Raw genomic sequence first — 17,105 nt, forward strand, 5'->3', positions numbered from 1 at the left:
GGCGGCGCGTGAGACGCGACGTCTCAAGGTCGCGCCGACCCACCGTGCAGCCTGACATCCGACGTCTCAGTCGCGGCCGTCGCGGGCATCTGTTGCGCACGACGAAAGCGCTCTAAAACAGGCTTTTCCAGTGGGTTTTTGCGAACTGGCACCGGCCTTGCTCAAGCCACGGCAAGACCAATAATAATTCGAGGTGCCTGTATGTCCTGTCCCTGTGAGTGGCTGCCCGTTGCCCGGCGGAGCGCCCCATGAAGCACGCACCGCTGACCGTCGGCATCATTGCCAACCCGGCATCGGGCCGAGATGTACGGCGCCTGACCGCCAACGCCGGATTGTTCTCCAGCACCGACAAGGTCTCGGTGATCCAGCGCCTGCTCGCTGCCTTTGGCGCCACCGGGATCGAGCGGGTGCTGCTGCCCACCGACATGATTGGCATGGCGGCGGCGATCCTTAAGAACAGCCACAGTCGCCAGGCCCGCGACAGTCACTGGCCGGCCCTGGAGTTCCTCGATTTCACCCTGCGCCAGAACGTCAGCGATACCCGTCAGGCCGCGCGCCTGATGGCCGAACGCGAGGTGGCGCTGATCGCCGTGCTCGGCGGCGACGGCACTCATAAGGCGGTGGCCGCGGAAGTCGGCGATATCCCGCTGCTGACCCTGTCCACCGGCACCAACAATGCCTTCCCGGAACTGCGCGAAGCCACCAGTGCCGGCCTCGCGGGCGGGTTGTACGCCAGCGGGCGGATTCCACCGGAGATTGCTCTGCGGCGCAACAAGCGCCTGCTGGTGCGCGAGGCCCGCCGTGGCCTGTGTGAACTGGCGCTGGTGGACGTCGCAGTGTCGTCGCTGGCCTTTGTCGGCGCGCGGGCGATCAGTCGCGCGGCGGACCTGGCGGAAGTCTTCGTGACCTTCGCCGAGCCGCAGTCGATTGGGCTCTCGGCACTTTGCGGGCTCTGGCTGCCGGTGCCGCGCCAGGCGCCGCACGGGGCCTGGATGCGCCTCGATCCTCAGTCGCCCGAAGCCTTGCTGGTGCCGCTGGCCCCCGGCTTGCTGCAAGGCTGCGGGGTGGCGGCGGCTGGTCGCCTGGAGCCCGGCGTCGCCCATGGCCTGGCGCTGGCCAGCGGCACCCTGGCCCTGGATGGCGAGCGGGAAATCGAATTCAACGTGCATGACCGCCCCACGGTCACCCTCGATGCCGGCGGCCCGCTGAGCATTGATGTCGAGGCGACCCTGGCCTGTGCCGCGCAGCAACGCCTCCTGGCCATCGGCCGCGAGCATCCGCAACACCCCATGAACCTTCAGTCCCAAGACACTCCTGGAGAATAAAAATGTCGACACCGCTGACTGCTGAGCAATTGCTGCATGCCTATCAGGTGATGCGCACCATTCGCGCCTTTGAAGAGCGCCTGCATGTGGAGTTCGCCACCGGCGAGATTCCCGGATTCGTCCACTTGTATGCCGGCGAAGAGGCGTCGGCCGCCGGGGTCATGGCGCACCTGCGCGATGACGATTGTATCGCCTCCAACCACCGTGGCCACGGCCATTGCATCGCCAAGGGCGTGGATGTGTTCGGCATGATGGCCGAGATCTACGGCAAGAAAACCGGGGTCTGCCAGGGCAAGGGCGGCTCCATGCACATCGCCGATTTCGAGAAGGGCATGCTCGGCGCCAACGGCATCGTCGGCGCCGGTGCGCCGCTGGTGGTGGGCGCGGCGCTGGCAGCCCGGCTCAAGGGCACCGACGCGGTGGCGGTGGTGTTCTTCGGTGACGGCGGCTCCAACGAAGGCGCGGTGTTCGAGGCGATGAACATGGCCTCGGTGTGGAACCTGCCGTGCCTGTTCATCGCCGAAAACAATGGCTACGCCGAGGCTACGGCGTCCAACTGGTCGGTGGCCTGCGACCACATCGCCGACCGCGCCGCCGGCTTCGGCATGCCCGGGGTCACGGTGGACGGTTTCGACTTCTTCGCCGTCCACGAAGCCGCCGCTGCCGCCGTCGAGCGCGCACGGGCCGGGGAGGGGCCGTCGCTGATCGAGGTCAAGTTGACCCGTTACTACGGCCACTTTGAAGGCGACGCCCAGACCTACCGCGCGCCTGACGAGGTGCGGCATTTCCGTGAGCACAGCGACTGCCTGATGCAGTTCCGCGAGCGCACCACCCGCGCCGGTCTGCTCGAGGCCAGCCAGCTCGACCGCATCGATCAGGAGGTCGAGACGCTGATCGAGAACGCCGTGCGCAAGGCCAAGTCCGACCCCAAGCCGAGCGCCGCCGACCTGCTGACCGATGTCTACGTCGCTTATCCCTGAACGCCCCCTATAACAAGAATCGAGAACTCAATCATGGCGAGAAAAATCAGTTATCAGCAGGCAATCAACGAAGCCCTGGCCCAGGAAATGCGCCGCGATCCAAGCGTGTTCATCATGGGTGAAGACGTCGCCGGCGGCGCCGGTGCGCCCGGGGACAACGACGCCTGGGGCGGTGTGCTGGGGGTGACCAAGGGCCTCTATCACCAGTTTCCCGGACGGGTGCTCGACACGCCTTTGTCGGAGATCGGTTATGTCGGCGCGGCGGTGGGGGCGGCTAGCTGCGGCGTGCGCCCGGTGTGCGAGTTGATGTTCGTCGACTTCGCCGGCTGCTGCCTGGACCAGATCCTCAACCAGGCCGCCAAGTTTCGCTACATGTTCGGCGGCAAGGCGACCACGCCGCTGGTGATCCGCACCATGGTCGGTGCCGGCCTGCGCGCCGCCGCCCAGCACTCGCAGATGCTCACCTCATTGTGGACCCACATTCCCGGGCTCAAGGTGGTCTGCCCGTCGTCGCCCTATGACGCCAAGGGCCTGCTGATCCAGGCGATTCGCGACAACGATCCGGTGATTTTCTGCGAGCACAAGATGCTCTACAGCATGCAGGGCGAAGTGCCGGAAGAGCTCTACAGCATACCTTTCGGCGAGGCCAACTTCCTGCGCGACGGCAAGGACGTGACCCTGGTGTCCTACGGGCGCACGGTCAATACCGCGATGGACGCCGCCCGCAGCCTGGCCGGGCGCGGCATCGACTGCGAGGTAATCGACCTGCGCACCACCAGCCCGATGGACGAAGACAGCATCCTTGAAAGCGTCGAGAAAACCGGGCGTCTGGTGGTGATCGACGAGGCCAACCCGCGCTGCTCGATGGCCACCGACATCTCGGCGCTGGTCGCGCAAAAAGCCTTCGGTGCGCTCAAGGCACCGATCGAGATGGTCACCGCGCCGCACACCCCGGTGCCGTTCTCCGACGCCCTGGAAGACCTGTATATCCCTGACGCGGCGAAGATCGAGAGCGCCGTGCTCAAGCTGATCGAGTGGAGCAAGCGCTGATGAGCCAGATCCATACCCTGACCATGCCCAAGTGGGGCTTGTCGATGACCGAGGGCCGGGTAGATGCCTGGCTCAAGGAAGAAGGCCAGGCCATCAGCAAGGGCGACGAAGTCATGGACGTCGAAACCGACAAGATCTCCAGCAGCGTCGAAGCGCCGTTCAGCGGCGTGCTGCGTCGGCAGATCGCCCGTCAGGACGAAACCCTGGCGGTCGGTGCGCTGCTCGGCATCGTCGTCGAAGGCGAAGCCAGCGAGGCCGAGATCGACGCCGTGGTCGAGCAGTTCCAGGCCTCGTTCGTGCCCGGTGACGGCGCCGAGGAAGACCTCGGTCCGAAGCCGCAGAAGGTCGAACTCGATGGCCGCACGATCCGCTATTTCGAGCGCGGCAGCGGCGGCATTCCGCTGTTGCTGGTGCACGGCTTCGGCGGCGACTTGAACAATTGGCTGTTCAACCACGAAGTGCTGGCGGCGGGGCGCCGGGTGATCGCCCTCGACCTGCCCGGGCATGGCGAGTCGAGCAAAGCCTTGCAGCGTGGCGATCTGGATGAGTTGAGCGCGGTGCTGCTGGACCTGCTCGATCACCTGGACATTCCGCTGGCGCACCTGGTGGGGCACTCCATGGGCGGCGCGGTGTCGCTCAACGCCGCACGCCTGGCCCCGCGCCGCGTGTGCTCGCTGACCCTGATCGGCAGTGCCGGCCTCGGCCAGGAGATCAATGGCGATTATCTGCGAGGCTTTGTCGAGGCGAGCAATCGCAATGCGCTCAAGGCGCCGCTGATGCAACTGTTCTCCGACGCCGAGCTGGTCAACCGGCAGATGCTCGAAGACATGCTCAAGTACAAGCGCCTCGAAGGCGTGGATGACGCGCTGCGGCAATTGTCAGTGAGCTTGTTTACCGATGGCCGCCAGCAGGCCGATCTGCGCGCCGTGGTGCAGCAGGGCGAGCGTCCGGTGCTGGTGATCTGGGGTGATGCCGACGCGATCATTCCGGCGCGTCACAGCCAGGGCCTCAACGCTCGTGTCGAGATCCTCCCGGGCCAGGCGCACATGGTGCAGATGGAGGCGGCCGAGCAGGTCAACCGGCTGATCCTGGACTTCGTGCAGACCCTTTGAACCGTTGCCCGGTGAGCGGCAACGGTGACCGGGCCGATCCGATTTCATGGAGATGTGAAGATGAGTGCAATCAATCCTGTGCAAAGCATGCGTGCCGCCGTCTGGCATGGTCGCAACGATATCCGCGTCGAAGACGTGCCGCTGCCGATCGCGCCGCCCGCCGGTTGGGTGCAGATCCGTGTCGAGTGGTGCGGCATCTGTGGCTCCGACCTGCATGAGTACGTGGCCGGGCCGGTGTTCATTCCGGTCGAGGCGCCGCACCCGCTCACCGGGATCAAGGGCCAGTGCATCCTCGGCCACGAGTTCTGTGGCGAGATCGTCGCGCTCGGTGCCGGGGTCGAGGGCTTCAGCGTTGGCGAAGCGGTGGCCGCCGATGCCTGCCAGCACTGCGGTACCTGCTATTACTGCACCCACGGCCTGTACAACATCTGCGAGAACCTGGCCTTTACCGGGCTGATGAATAACGGCGCGTTCGCAGAGTGGGTCAACGTGCCGGCCAATCTGCTGTACAAGCTGCCGGCCAACTTTCCCGCCGAGGCCGGGGCCTTGATCGAGCCGCTGGCGGTGGGCATGCATGCGGTGAAAAAGGCCGGCAGCCTGCTGGGGCAGAATGTGGTGGTGGTCGGTGCCGGGACCATCGGCCTGTGCACCATCATGTGCGCCAAGGCCGCCGGCGCGGCCCAGGTGATCGCCCTGGAAATGTCCGGCGCACGCAAGGCCAAGGCGCTTGAAGTCGGCGCCAGTCATGTGCTCGACCCCAAGGAGTGCGACGCCCTGGCCGAGGTCCGGCGCCTGACCGGCGGGCTAGGAGCCGATGTCAGCTTCGAGTGCATCGGCAACAAGCACACCGCCAAGCTGGCCATCGACCTGATCCGCAAGGCCGGCAAGTGCGTGTTGGTGGGAATCTTCGAAGAGCCCAGCGAGTTCAACTTCTTCGAACTGGTGGCCACCGAGAAACAGGTGCTCGGTGCCCTGGCCTACAACGGTGAATTCGCCGATGTGATCGCCTTCATTGCCGACGGCCGCCTGGACATCACGCCGCTGGTGACCGGGCGCATCCAGCTTGAGCAGATTGTCGGCCAGGGCTTCGAAGAGCTGGTCAACAACAAGGAACACAACGTCAAGATCATTGTTTCACCGAGCCGTACGTTCAGCGCCTGAAGCGGGCGACTTGGCGATGGCCGGCAGCGGCCATCGCATTTTTTATTGCTCAGCGCTGGCCTGGCTGCGCGTCGATCAGCCGGCACAGCGTCTGTACCGCGCCGCGCATCGACCCCGCCGGCGTGTTGCCAAAGCCCAGCAACAGTCCTTGTTGCACCCGGGAATGATGGCCGACGTATAACCTGGACAAGGCCCCGGCGCCGATCTGCCGGTGGCGTGCGGCGTGGGTCAGGGCCTGGTCGTCGCAGCTGTCCGCCAGGTGCCCGAGCAGATGCAAGCCGGTGCTGGCGTTGCTGACCGTCAGCAGGCCGTGAGCCTCGCTGGCCAGTGCCGCGAGCAAGGCGTCGCGACGTTCGCTGTAGAGGGCCTTGGCACGGCGGATGTGGCGGCCCAGATGACCCTGGCTGATGAACTCGGCGGCGGTGGCTTGCAGGGCTTTCGGCACGCGGTATCCACTGCCGTTGCGCACCCGCTGCAGCACGTCGACCCAGGCGTCCGGCGCCACCAGGAAGCCCAGGCGCAGGCCGGGTATCAGCAGCTTGCTCAGGGTGCCGATGTAGATCACCCGGCCGTGATTAGCGTCCAGCGCCTTGAGCGCCGGGGTTGGGGCGCAGGCGTAGCGGAATTCGCTGTCGTAGTCGTCTTCGAGAATCATTGCGTCGGCCTGGTCCGCCCACTTCAGCAGGGCCAGGCGGCGTTCCAGGCTCATGGTCACGCCGCTCGGGTATTGGTGAGAAGGCGAGACCAGCGCCAGCCGGGCCTCGGGCGCCAGCCGGCGGCCGGCCTCGACATCCAGGCCCTGGGCGTCAACCGGCACTCCCACACTGTCGAGCCCGGCCAACGCCAGGCTGCGGTGAGTGGCGTCATAGCCGGGGCTTTCGACCCAGGCCTGCTGCCCGTGATCGGCAATCGCCAGCGCGGCGATCGACACCGCTGCCTGGGCACCGGGGGTAATGATGATGTTGTCGGCACGGCAGGCGATGGCCCGTGACGCGCCCAGGTAATCGGCCAGGGCCTCGCGCAGGGAGAGCAGGCCCTGGGGATCGCCGTAGGCGGAGTGGGCCGCTGCCTGGTTGCGCCAGAAACGTCCCTCGAGCTTGCCCCATAAGGCATGGGGGAAGGCATCCAGCGCCGGCAGACCGGGGGTCAGCGGCCAGTCGGGAAGAGCCAGCGACATCGAGTCCAGTCCCGTCAGCAGGCGGCCGCGCTGAGAGCCGCGCAGGGCGGCGTGTGCGCTGGGCAGATCGGCAGGTACGGGAGCATCGATGCGTGCCGCGATATAGGTGCCAGCGCCTTGGCGCGCCTCGAGGAAGCCTTCGCCGATCAACTGCTCGTAGACCCCGGTCACGGTCATGCGCGACACGCCCAGTTCGTCCGCCAGCAGGCGCGAGGCGGGCAGGCGCACGCCGGCTGCCAGGCTGCCCTCGGCGACCCCCTTGCGCAGGAAGCGCAGCAGTTGTTCGCGCAATGGCAACGGGCTGTCGGGGGCGGGGAGAAAGGCGTTCCAGACCGGGTAGGCGGTGGCGCGGGTTTTCATAGGGGCCGTCCTGGCAATTGAAAGTGGTCTAATTCAATGAGCAAAAGTGGATATTTTAAGTAAGCCATTTTGACTCAATACTCGCGCCCTTGGTAACCCGTCATGCGCAACAGAAGGCCCTGCATTCATGAAAACCACCGCGCTCACCCTGCCCATCAAATCCAGCGACCTGCTGCACCCGATTGTCGCCGCGCTGATCTCGGTGATCGTCAACTACGGCGGCACTTTCATTCTGGTGTTCCAGGGCGCGAAAGCCGCCGGACTCAGTCCCGAACAGACGGCGTCGTGGATCTGGTCGATCTCGATTGGCGTGGGTGTGACCGGAGCGTGGCTGAGCTACCGCTATCGCGCGCCGATCATCACCGCCTGGTCGACACCCGGTGCGGCGTTCCTGATCACCGTGCTGCCGGATGTGCCCTATGGCGAAGTCATCGGCGCCTACCTGCTGTCGGCGCTGGGTTTTGTCCTGCTGGGGTTGTCGGGCTGCTTCGAGCGGGTGGTGCGCCTGATTCCGCCAGGCATCGCGGCGGGCTTGCTCGCGGGCATCCTGTTGCGCTTTGGTGTGGACGCCTTTGGCGGGGCGAGTGTCGATCCGCTGCTGGTCGGCGTGCTGGTGCTCGGCTATGGGCTGCTGCGCCGGTTCACCGCGCGCTACGCGATCGTCGGCGTGTTGCTGATGGGCATCCTGTTGCTGCTCGGGCTGGGGCAGGTGAATTTCTCCGGCGTCGCGTTGAGCCTGGCCGAGCCGCTGTGGACCACCCCGCAGTTTTCCCTCAAGGCGCTGCTCAGCGTCGCCATCCCGTTGTTTGTGATCACCCTCACCGGGCAATACATGCCGGGCATGCTGGTGCTGCGCAACGACGGTTACGGCACCAGTGCCAATCCGATTCTCACCGCGACGGGGCTGGGCTCGCTGCTGATGGCGCCATTCGGCTCCCATGCGTTTAACGTGGCGGCGATCACCGCTGCGATCTGCACCGGTCCGCAAGCCCATGAAGAACCAGGCAAGCGCTACATCGCGGGCCTGGCCTGTGGTGTGTTCTATGTGCTGGTGGGGATTTTTGGCAGCACCCTGGCGACCTTGTTTGTGATCTTGCCGGCGACCTTTATCAGCACCCTGGCTGGGTTGGCGTTGCTGGGGGCGATTGGCGGCAGTTTGGCGACGGCGTTGGGCGATGTGCGTGGACGTGAAACGGCGTTGATTACCTTTCTCTGGCGACCGCGGCGAATGTCACGCTGTGTGGGGATTGGGTGGGGCGTTTTGGGGGCTGGTGCTGGGGCTGCTGATGCATGGATTGATCCATGCTCGGCGCGGCAGTTCAGGGGGTTGAGACACCTCTGGGAGCGGGCTCGCTCGCGAATAACTAGAGCCCGCCGCGTGCATTACGGCAGTGCGCGTTATCGTTCACGCTCTTCGCTAGCAAGCTCGCTCCCACAGTGACCGATCAAGCCTCAGTGATGCTTGTGCTTGTTTTTATGTTTGTGCTTGCCGTTATGGCTGTTGTGGCTGGAGTGGTTGTCGTCATCGGCCAGGTTGTTGCCGACGGCGCCACCCGCTGCGCCGCCGAGGCCGGCGCCGATGGTCGAACCGGTCGAGCCACCCAGCGAATTACCGACCACCGAGCCACCCGCGGCACCCAGGCCACCGCCGATGGCGGCTTCGTTGCGGTTGCCTTTGGGCGCGGCGATCGCGCCACCCGCCGCACCGCCGACGCCGGCACCAATAGCCGCGCCGGTGCTGCCGCCGAGCTGGCCGCCCACCACGTTACCCAGCGCACCACCCAGCCCGCCGCCGACCGCCGCGCTACCGTCGCCGGCAGCCAGCGCGCCTTGGGAGATCAGGATGCCCATGACCAAAGCAGAGAATGTCAGACGCATGATGAGGTTTTCCGTGTGTGAGGGTGTTGCAGATGTAGAGTGTGGCGGCGTGGCAAAGTTCGATTCGAGGCTTGACGCCGATCACTGGATATCTCTAAACACCGCGCCCACTGTCGGAGCGAGCCTGCTCGCGATGAGGCCGTCAGTAACACCGCATCAGCCTCATCGCCGGCAAGTCGGCTCCCACAGGGACAAGTGGGAGCACGCTCAAGCGCGTATCAGCTGTCATACCCCAGGTTCGGCGCCAGCCAGCGTTCGGTCACGCTCAGTTCCTGGCCCTTGCGCGCGGTGTAGCTCTGCACTTGGTCCTTGTCGACCTTGCCGACGGCGAAGTACTGCGCTTGCGGGTGGGCGAAGTACCAGCCGCTGACGGCCGCCGCCGGGAACATTGCGTAGTGCTCGGTGAGGAACACGCCGCTGCGTCCAGCCTTCAGCTCGTGGGCCTCGGGGTCGAGCAGCTTGAACAGCGTGGCCTTTTCGGTGTGGTCCGGGCAGGCTGGGTAGCCGGGTGCCGGGCGAATGCCGCTGTACTGCTCCTTGATCAGCGCTTCGTTGTCCAGCGCCTCATCCTTGGCATAACCCCAATGCTCTTTACGCACCTGCTGGTGCAGCCATTCGGCACAGGCCTCGGCCAGGCGGTCGGCGAGGGCCTTGACCATGATCGAGTTGTAGTCGTCGCCCGCGTCCTGATAGGCCTTGGCCACTTCTTCGGCACCGATGCCGGCGGTGGTGATAAAACCGCCGACGTAGTCAGTCACCCCGCTGTCCTTGGGCGCGACGAAGTCGGCCAGGGAGAAGTTCGGCTTGCCGTCGGTCTTGATGATCTGCTGGCGCAGGTGATGCAGGCGGGCGAGGGGCTTGCCGTCGTCGCCATAAACTTCCAGATCGTCGTCATGCACCTGGTTGGCCGGCCAGAAACCGAACACCGCCCGGGCGCTGATCAGCTTTTCGTCGATCAGCTTGGCGAGCATCTCCTGGGCATCGGCATAGAGCGCAGTGGCAGCTTCACCGACCACCTCATCCTCGAGGATGCGCGGGAATTTGCCGGCCAAGTCCCAGGAAATAAAGAACGGCGTCCAGTCGATGTACTCGGCCAGGACCTTGAGGTCGATATTGTCCAGCACCTTGGCACCGGTAAAGGTCGGCACCACCGGCTGGTAGCTGTCCCAGTCGAACTGCGGTTTCTTGGCGATCGCCGCCGGGTAGCTCAGGCGTTCGGTACGGGCGCTGCGGTTGGCGGTGCGCTCACGGACCTCGATGTATTCCTGGCGGGTTTTCTCGACGAAACCGGCCTTCAGTTCCTTGGACAGCAACTGGGTGGCCACGCCGACGGCGCGCGAGGCGTCGGTGACGTAGACCACCGCGTCATTGCTGTACTTGGGCTCGATCTTCACCGCAGTGTGCGCCTTGGACGTGGTCGCGCCGCCGATCATCAACGGCAGGTGGAAATCCTGGCGTTGCATTTCGCGGGCGACGTGGACCATTTCGTCCAGCGACGGGGTGATCAGCCCGGACAGGCCAATGATGTCGCACTTCTGCTCCTTGGCCACCTGGAGGATCTTCTCCGCCGGGACCATCACCCCGAGGTCGACGATGTCATAGCCGTTACAGCCCAGCACCACGCCGACGATGTTCTTGCCGATGTCGTGCACGTCGCCCTTGACCGTGGCCATCAGGATCTTGCCCTTGGCCTCCGGCTTGTCGCCTTTTTCCAGCTCGATGAACGGGATCAAGTGGGCCACTGCCTGTTTCATCACACGGGCGGATTTCACCACTTGCGGCAGGAACATTTTGCCGGCGCCGAACAGGTCGCCGACGATGTTCATGCCCGACATCAGCGGGCCTTCAATAACCTCGATTGGCCGCGCGAACGACAGGCGCGACTCTTCGGTGTCTTCAACGATATGGGTGGTGATGCCCTTGACCAGCGCGTGTTCCAGGCGCTTGTTGACGTCCCAGTTGCGCCACTCTTCGGTCTCGGCTTCCTTGACGCTGCCGTCGCCCTTGTACTTGTCGGCGATGGCGAGGAGGGCGTCGGTGCCTTCCGGGGTGCGGTTGAGGATCACGTCCTCGACCGCGTCGCGCAACTCCAGCGGAATCTGGTCGTAGATTTCCAACTGGCCGGCGTTGACGATACCCATGCTCAGGCCGCTGCGGATCGCATACAGCAGGAACACCGAGTGGATCGCCTCGCGCACCGGGTTGTTGCCACGGAACGAGAAAGACACGTTGGACACGCCGCCGGAGGTCAGGGCGTACGGCAGCTCGTCACGGATGTAGGCGCAGGCGTTGATGAAGTCGACCGCGTAGTTATTGTGCTCCTCGATACCGGTGGCCACGGCAAAGATGTTCGGGTCGAAGATGATGTCTTCCGGCGGGAAATCGACTTCGTTGACCAGGATGTCGTAGGAGCGTTTGCAGATTTCTTTCTTGCGCGCTTCGGTGTCGGCCTGGCCGGCTTCGTCGAAGGCCATCACCACCACCGCAGCGCCGTAGCGCTTGCACAGCTTGGCGTGGTGGATGAACTGCTCGACGCCTTCTTTCATGCTGATCGAGTTGACGATGCCCTTGCCCTGGATGCACTTGAGGCCGGCTTCGATCACGTCCCACTTCGAGGAGTCGATCATGATCGGCACGCGGGAGATGTCCGGCTCGCCGGCAATCAGATTGAGGAAGGTGACCATCGCCTTCTTCGAATCGAGCATGCCCTCGTCCATGTTGATGTCGATCACCTGGGCGCCGGCCTCGACCTGCTGCAGGGCAACTTCCAGGGCTTCGGTGTAGTTGTCCTCGCGGATCAGCCGGGCGAACTTGGCGGAACCGGTGATATTGGTGCGCTCGCCGACGTTGACGAACAGCGAGCTGCGGTCAATGGTGAACGGCTCGAGGCCGGACAGGCGGCAGGCCTTGGGAATGTCTGGAATCTGCCGTGGTGCGTAGCCGGCGACCGCCTTGGCGATGGCTTCGATGTGCCCCGGGGTGGTGCCGCAGCAACCGCCGACAATGTTCAGGAAACCGCTCTGGGCGAATTCTTCGATGACCCGCGCAGTTTCCGCCGGCAACTCGTCGTACTCGCCGAATTCGTTGGGCAGGCCGGCGTTAGGGTGCGCCGAAACGTGGGTGCTGGCCTTGTTCGACAGCTCTTCGAGGTACGGCCGCAGCTCGCTGGCGCCGAGGGCGCAGTTCAGGCCGACGGAAATCGGCTTGGCGTGGGCGATGGAGTTCCAGAACGCTTCGGTGGTCTGGCCCGACAGGGTGCGGCCGGAGGCGTCGGTGATGGTCCCGGAAATCATGATCGGCAGCTCGAAGCCGAGTTCCTCGAACACGCCCTGCACGGCGAAAATCGCTGCCTTGGCGTTGAGGGTGTCGAAAATGGTCTCGATCAGGATCAGGTCCGAGCCGCCTTCGATCAGGCCCTTGGCGGCCTCGGTGTAGTTTTCCACCAGTTCATCGAAGGTGACGTTGCGGTAGCCCGGGTTGTTGACGTCCGGCGACAGCGAGCAGGTGCGGCTGGTCGGACCGATAACGCCGGCGACGAAACGCGGCTTGTCCGGGGTTTCCAGAGTCTTGGCATCGGCCACTTTGCGCGCCAGGCGTGCGCCTTCTACGTTTAACTCGTACGCCAGGCCCTGCATGCCGTAGTCGGCCAGGGACACTTGGGTGGCGTTGAAGGTGTTGGTCTCGAGAATGTCGGCACCGGCGTCGAGGTAGGCTTTTTCAATCGAGCCGATCACGTCCGGGCGGGTCAGCACCAGCAGGTCGTTGTTGCCCTTGACGTCGCTCGGCCAATCGGCGAAGCGTTTGCCACGGTAGTCCTGTTCCTCCAGCTTGTAGCTCTGGATCATCGTGCCCATGCCGCCATCGAGAATCAGGATGCGCTCTTTGAGGGCTTGCTTGAGAACGTGGAGGCGAGCGCTGCGATCGGACATGAAGGACTACCTGGTAAGCCTATTACGAAGGGCGGGAATCATAGCAAACCTGTGCGCTATTGGAGCATAAGGCGCTTTTGCATGAATATCGCTCATGTTGGGCAGGGTGCTGGCCCGGTAGAATCGCGACGATTTTTCACGATCGGGACCCGGGACATGTCGTATCGCATTTTCACCAGCCTTTTTGCGCTGCTTATCAGCAGTTTCGCGGCAGCGCAGGACAGCGCCCCGGCGATCTCCTATACCCGCGATATCCAGCCGATCTTCACTGAAAAGTGCGTGGCCTGCCACGCCTGCAACGACGCCGCCTGTCAGCTCAACCTGGGCAGTGGCGAAGGCGCGGCGCGCGGGGCGAGCAAGGTCCCGGTTTATGACGGTGATCGCAGTACGGCGTCGAGCCCGACGCGGATTTTTTACGACGCCTTTGGCAAGCAAGCCTGGCAGAACAAGGGCTTCTACCCGGTGGTCGAGACCCAGGGCAGCCAGGCCGCGTTGATGGCGCGGATGCTCGAGCTGGGGCACCAGACCCCATTGCAACCCAATGCCAAGCTGCCGGACGAAATCGTCCTGGGGCTCAACCGCAATAACATGTGCCCGCAGCCGGCGGAATTCGACGGCTATGCCAGCCAGCACCCGAAAGAAGGCATGCCGCTGGCGGTCACCGGGCTGACCGACGCGCAATACCAGACCCTGCAACGCTGGCTGGCCTCGGGCGCGCCCATCGATGAACAGGCCCTCGCGCCGAGCGCGCAAGAAGCCGCGCAGGTGGTGCAATGGGAAAACTTGCTGAATGCCCCAGGCGCCCGGGAAAGCCTGGTGGCGCGCTGGCTGTACGAGCACTTGTTTCTCGCCCATGTCTACTTCAAGGGTGGCGAGCCCGGGCACTTCTTCCAGTGGGTGCGTTCGCGCACCCCGACCGGCCAGCCGATCGACCTGATCGCCAGTCGCCGCCCCAACGATGACCCGGGCACCCAGGTGTACTACCGCCTGTGGCCGGTGCAGGGGGTGATCGTGCACAAGACCCACATCAGTTATCCGCTGAGCCCGGCCAAGCTGGCCCGGGTCAAGAGCCTGTTCTACAGCGGCAACTGGCAAGTCGACGCCTTGCCCGGCTACGGCCCGGAGCGCCGCGCCAACCCGTTCGAGACCTTCCAGGCGATTCCGGCTCAGGCGCGTTACCAGTTCATGCTGGATAACGCCGAATACTTCGTGCGCACCTTTATTCGCGGTCCGGTGTGCCGTGGGCAGATCGCGACCGATGTGATCCGCGATAACTTTTGGGCGCTGTTCCAGGCGCCCGAGCATGACCTGTACATCGTCGACCCGAACTACCGGCGCCAGGCCACGCCGCTGCTGGCGATGCCTGGGCAGAACGATGATGTCGGCAGCGTTCTGAGCCTGTGGCACACCTACCGCGACAAACGTAACGATTACGAAGCCCTGCGCCGCGATAGCTACGCCGACGCGCCGGCGCCGAGTTGGTCGACCCTGTGGGCGGGCAACAACAACTCGTTGCTGAGCATTTTCCGCCACTTCGACAGTGCCTCGGTGACCAAGGGCCTGATCGGCGATGTGCCGCAGACCATGTGGCTGTTCGACTACCCGCTGCTGGAGCGTACCTACTACCAATTGGCGGTGAACTTCGACGTTTACGGCAACGTCTCGCACCAGGCGCAGACGCGGCTGTATTTCGACCTGATCCGCAACGGCGCCGAGCTGAACTTCCTGCGCCTGATGCCGGCCGACTCGCGGGATGCCTACCTCGACGACTGGTACCAGAACAGCGGCAAGCTGAAGATGTGGATGGACTATGAAAACATCGACGATGACACCCCGACCGCGCTGAGCCTGGATGCCAAGGACCCGATGCGCGACTTCACCCACCAGTTGCTGGCACGCTACGGCGACCTGAATGCCCGGCCGGATCCGATCAACCGCTGCGACGGCGCCTATTGCTCGCGGGCCAATATCGACCCGGCCCTGCAGGGCGCCGAGCAGGTCCTGAGTCGTCTGGTGTCGCGCCCGGCGGCAGGCTTGAAGGTGATTGACCAATTGCCGGAAGCGACCATGCTGCGCATCGAAGTTCCTGGCGGCAAGCGCGAGATCTACAGCCTGCTGCGCAACCGCGCTCACAGTAATGTGGCGTTCATGCTCGGCGAATCGCTGCGCTATCAGCCGGGGCTCGACACCCTGACGCTGTATCCCGGCGTGCTCAGCAGCTACCCGAATTTCATGTTCAATATTCCGGTGGCCGATGTGCCGGAATTCGTCGAGGACATGGAAAACGCCAAGGACGCCAACCGTTTCGAGCGCATTGTCGAGCGTTGGGGCATTCGTCGCAGCCATCCGCTGTTTTGGGTGTATTTCCACGATTTGAGCCGCTATATCCACGAAACCGACCCGGTGGAAGAGGGCGTGCTGGACATGAATCGCTACGAGAACCTGTGATTGAACGCGGATTAAGGTCCGCGCTTTAACCCGACAAAAATACTGGGACTTTGTCCGGCGCCACGTTTGGCGTAAACTGCGCCCAAGCCTGCGAGGAAATTCCATGACCGCTATTACCATCACCGACGCCGCCCACGATTACCTGGCTGATCTGCTGTCCAAGCAGAACACCCCGGGCATCGGCATCCGCGTTTTCATCACCCAGCCTGGCACCCAGTACGCCGAGACCTGCATTGCCTACTGCAAGCCGGGCGAGGAAAAGCCGGAAGACACCGCGCTGGGGCTGAAAAGCTTCACCGCCTACATCGATCACTTCAGCGAAGCTTTCCTGGACGATGCAGTCGTCGACTACGCCACCGACCGCATGGGCGGCCAGTTGACCATCAAGGCGCCGAACGCCAAAGTGCCGATGGTCAACGCCGACAGCCCGGTCAACGAGCGCATCAACTACTACCTGCAAACCGAAATTAACCCGGGGCTGGCCAGCCACGGCGGCCAGGTCAGCCTGATCGATGTGGTTGAAGACGGCATCGCCGTGTTGCAGTTCGGCGGCGGCTGCCAGGGCTGCGGCCAGGCGGACGTAACCCTGAAGGAAGGTATCGAGCGCACCCTGCTCGAGCGCATTCCGGAGCTCAAGGGCGTGCGCGACGTGACCGATCACACGCAGAAAGAAAACGCCTACTACTAAGGCGTTCGCTGCGACTAAAAAAACGGCGTCCGTGAGCGCCGTTTTTTTATGCCCTGTAGGAGCATCTGGCTTTACGCGTCATCGTTGACGATTTTCGCTGGCAAGCCAGCTCCGACAATGGCCGTGGTAGAGCAGAAACATTACGGCCTATACAAATGCGCATGCCCCGCCCGATACAGCGATGACTCGCTGAAACTGTCACTGGCCAACACCCGGCCCACCAGAATCAGTGCCGTACGCCGGAACCCCTTGGCCTGCACTTTCTCGGCGATATCGGCGAGGGTTCCCAGCACCCAGTCCTGATCCGGCCAACTGGCCCGGTGTACCACGGCGATCGGGCAATCCGCGCCGTAATGGGGCAGCAGTTCGGCGACGATTTTCTCCAGGTGATTGACCCCCAGATGAATGGCCATGGTGGTGCCGTGGGCGGCCAGGCTGCTGAACGACTCGCCGGCGGGCATGCTGGTCTTGTCGGCGTAGCGGGTGAGGATCACGCTCTGGGCGATGTCCGGCAGGGTCAGTTCAGCCTCCAGCAACGCCGCGCAGGCGGCGGTGGCGGTGACGCCGGGGATGATTTCGAAGGGGATGCCCAGCGCCCGCAAGTGGCGGATCTGCTCGCCGATGGCGCCGTACAGGCTCGGGTCGCCGGAATGCACGCGGGCCACATCCTGGCCCTGGACGTGAGCCACGCGGATCAGCTCGATGATCTGTTCCAGGTGCAGTTCGGCACTGTTGATCACGTGTTCGGCCTGGTGGCCTTCAAGCGCGGCAGCCGGCACCAGCGAGCCGGCGTAGATGATCACCGGGCAACTGCGGATCAGCCGCTGGCCCTTGACGGTGATCAGTTCCGGATCGCCGGGGCCGGCGCCGATGAAGTAGACGGTCATGGCCGGCTCCTGAGGGTTCTAGGGAAGGGGCAGATGAGCGATGCTCATGATGAAAAGGGAATTATCGCAAGAATTGAAGGGGGCTAACGCAGGAACTCGCTCGCTCCTAC

At 64.1% G+C, this 17,105-nt stretch carries 11 protein-coding genes and 1 pseudogene; 8 read left to right on the top strand and 4 right to left on the bottom strand.

Annotated features, from left to right (window positions below; translation table 11 throughout):
• The first annotated feature begins 248 nt into the window (after positions 1–248).
• From KW062_RS12145 to KW062_RS12165, 5 genes are all read left to right on the top strand, one after another.
• The gene (locus KW062_RS12145; protein WP_027620360.1) at positions 249–1,325 is read left to right on the top strand and encodes an ATP-NAD kinase family protein; all 1,077 of its coding nucleotides are present in this window, start codon (positions 249–251) and stop codon (positions 1,323–1,325) included.
• Positions 1,326–1,327: 2 nt separating this feature from the next.
• Positions 1,328–2,305, top strand: a complete 978-nt coding sequence (locus tag KW062_RS12150; protein ID WP_105755605.1) for a thiamine pyrophosphate-dependent dehydrogenase E1 component subunit alpha — start codon at positions 1,328–1,330, stop codon at positions 2,303–2,305.
• Between the two features lie 33 nt (positions 2,306–2,338).
• Positions 2,339–3,355: an alpha-ketoacid dehydrogenase subunit beta gene (locus KW062_RS12155; RefSeq protein ID WP_027620358.1), complete on the top strand. Its 1,017-nt coding sequence runs from the start codon at positions 2,339–2,341 to the stop codon at positions 3,353–3,355.
• Positions 3,355–4,467, top strand: coding sequence for an acetoin dehydrogenase dihydrolipoyllysine-residue acetyltransferase subunit (locus KW062_RS12160; RefSeq protein WP_105755604.1), 1,113 nt, complete (start codon positions 3,355–3,357; stop codon positions 4,465–4,467). The genes KW062_RS12155 and KW062_RS12160 overlap by 1 nt, the downstream gene beginning before the upstream one ends.
• 87 nt (positions 4,468–4,554) lie before the next feature.
• A complete protein-coding gene (locus KW062_RS12165) occupies positions 4,555–5,628 on the top strand; it encodes a 2,3-butanediol dehydrogenase (protein WP_256351120.1) in 1,074 nt (357 codons plus the stop codon).
• 49 nt (positions 5,629–5,677) lie between these two features.
• On the opposite strand, the gene pdxR is transcribed toward KW062_RS12165, so the two are convergent.
• Entirely contained in the window at positions 5,678–7,165 is a 1,488-nt protein-coding gene (gene pdxR, locus KW062_RS12170) for a MocR-like pyridoxine biosynthesis transcription factor PdxR (protein ID WP_105755603.1), read from the bottom strand.
• 127 nt (positions 7,166–7,292) lie between these two features.
• On the opposite strand from pdxR, the pseudogene KW062_RS12175 reads away from it, so the two are divergent.
• Positions 7,293–8,496 (top strand): annotated as a pseudogene (locus tag KW062_RS12175) (benzoate/H(+) symporter BenE family transporter).
• 121 nt (positions 8,497–8,617) lie between these two features.
• On the opposite strand, the gene KW062_RS12180 reads toward KW062_RS12175, so the two are convergent.
• The gene (locus KW062_RS12180; RefSeq protein ID WP_027620353.1) at positions 8,618–9,043 is read right to left on the bottom strand and encodes a glycine zipper domain-containing protein; all 426 of its coding nucleotides are present in this window, start codon (positions 9,041–9,043) and stop codon (positions 8,618–8,620) included.
• A 218-nt stretch (positions 9,044–9,261) separates the two neighbouring features.
• Complete coding sequence (metH, locus tag KW062_RS12185) at positions 9,262–12,972, bottom strand: methionine synthase (protein WP_105755720.1); 3,711 nt, start codon at positions 12,970–12,972, stop codon at positions 9,262–9,264.
• A gap of 156 nt (positions 12,973–13,128) precedes the next feature.
• On the opposite strand from metH, the gene KW062_RS12190 reads away from it, so the two are divergent.
• The gene (locus KW062_RS12190) at positions 13,129–15,420 is read left to right on the top strand and encodes a fatty acid cis/trans isomerase (RefSeq protein WP_105755721.1); all 2,292 of its coding nucleotides are present in this window, start codon (positions 13,129–13,131) and stop codon (positions 15,418–15,420) included.
• 103 nt (positions 15,421–15,523) lie between these two features.
• Complete coding sequence (gene nfuA / locus KW062_RS12195; RefSeq protein ID WP_007912592.1) at positions 15,524–16,108, top strand: Fe-S biogenesis protein NfuA; 585 nt, start codon at positions 15,524–15,526, stop codon at positions 16,106–16,108.
• A gap of 140 nt (positions 16,109–16,248) precedes the next feature.
• Here the strand turns inward: nfuA and cobM are convergent, their stop codons facing one another.
• A complete protein-coding gene (gene cobM / locus KW062_RS12200; RefSeq protein ID WP_027620350.1) occupies positions 16,249–16,995 on the bottom strand; it encodes a precorrin-4 C(11)-methyltransferase in 747 nt (248 codons plus the stop codon).
• Positions 16,996–17,105 lie beyond the last annotated feature (110 nt).

The organism is Pseudomonas fluorescens, assembly GCF_019212185.1.
Lineage (GTDB): Bacteria > Pseudomonadota > Gammaproteobacteria > Pseudomonadales > Pseudomonadaceae > Aquipseudomonas.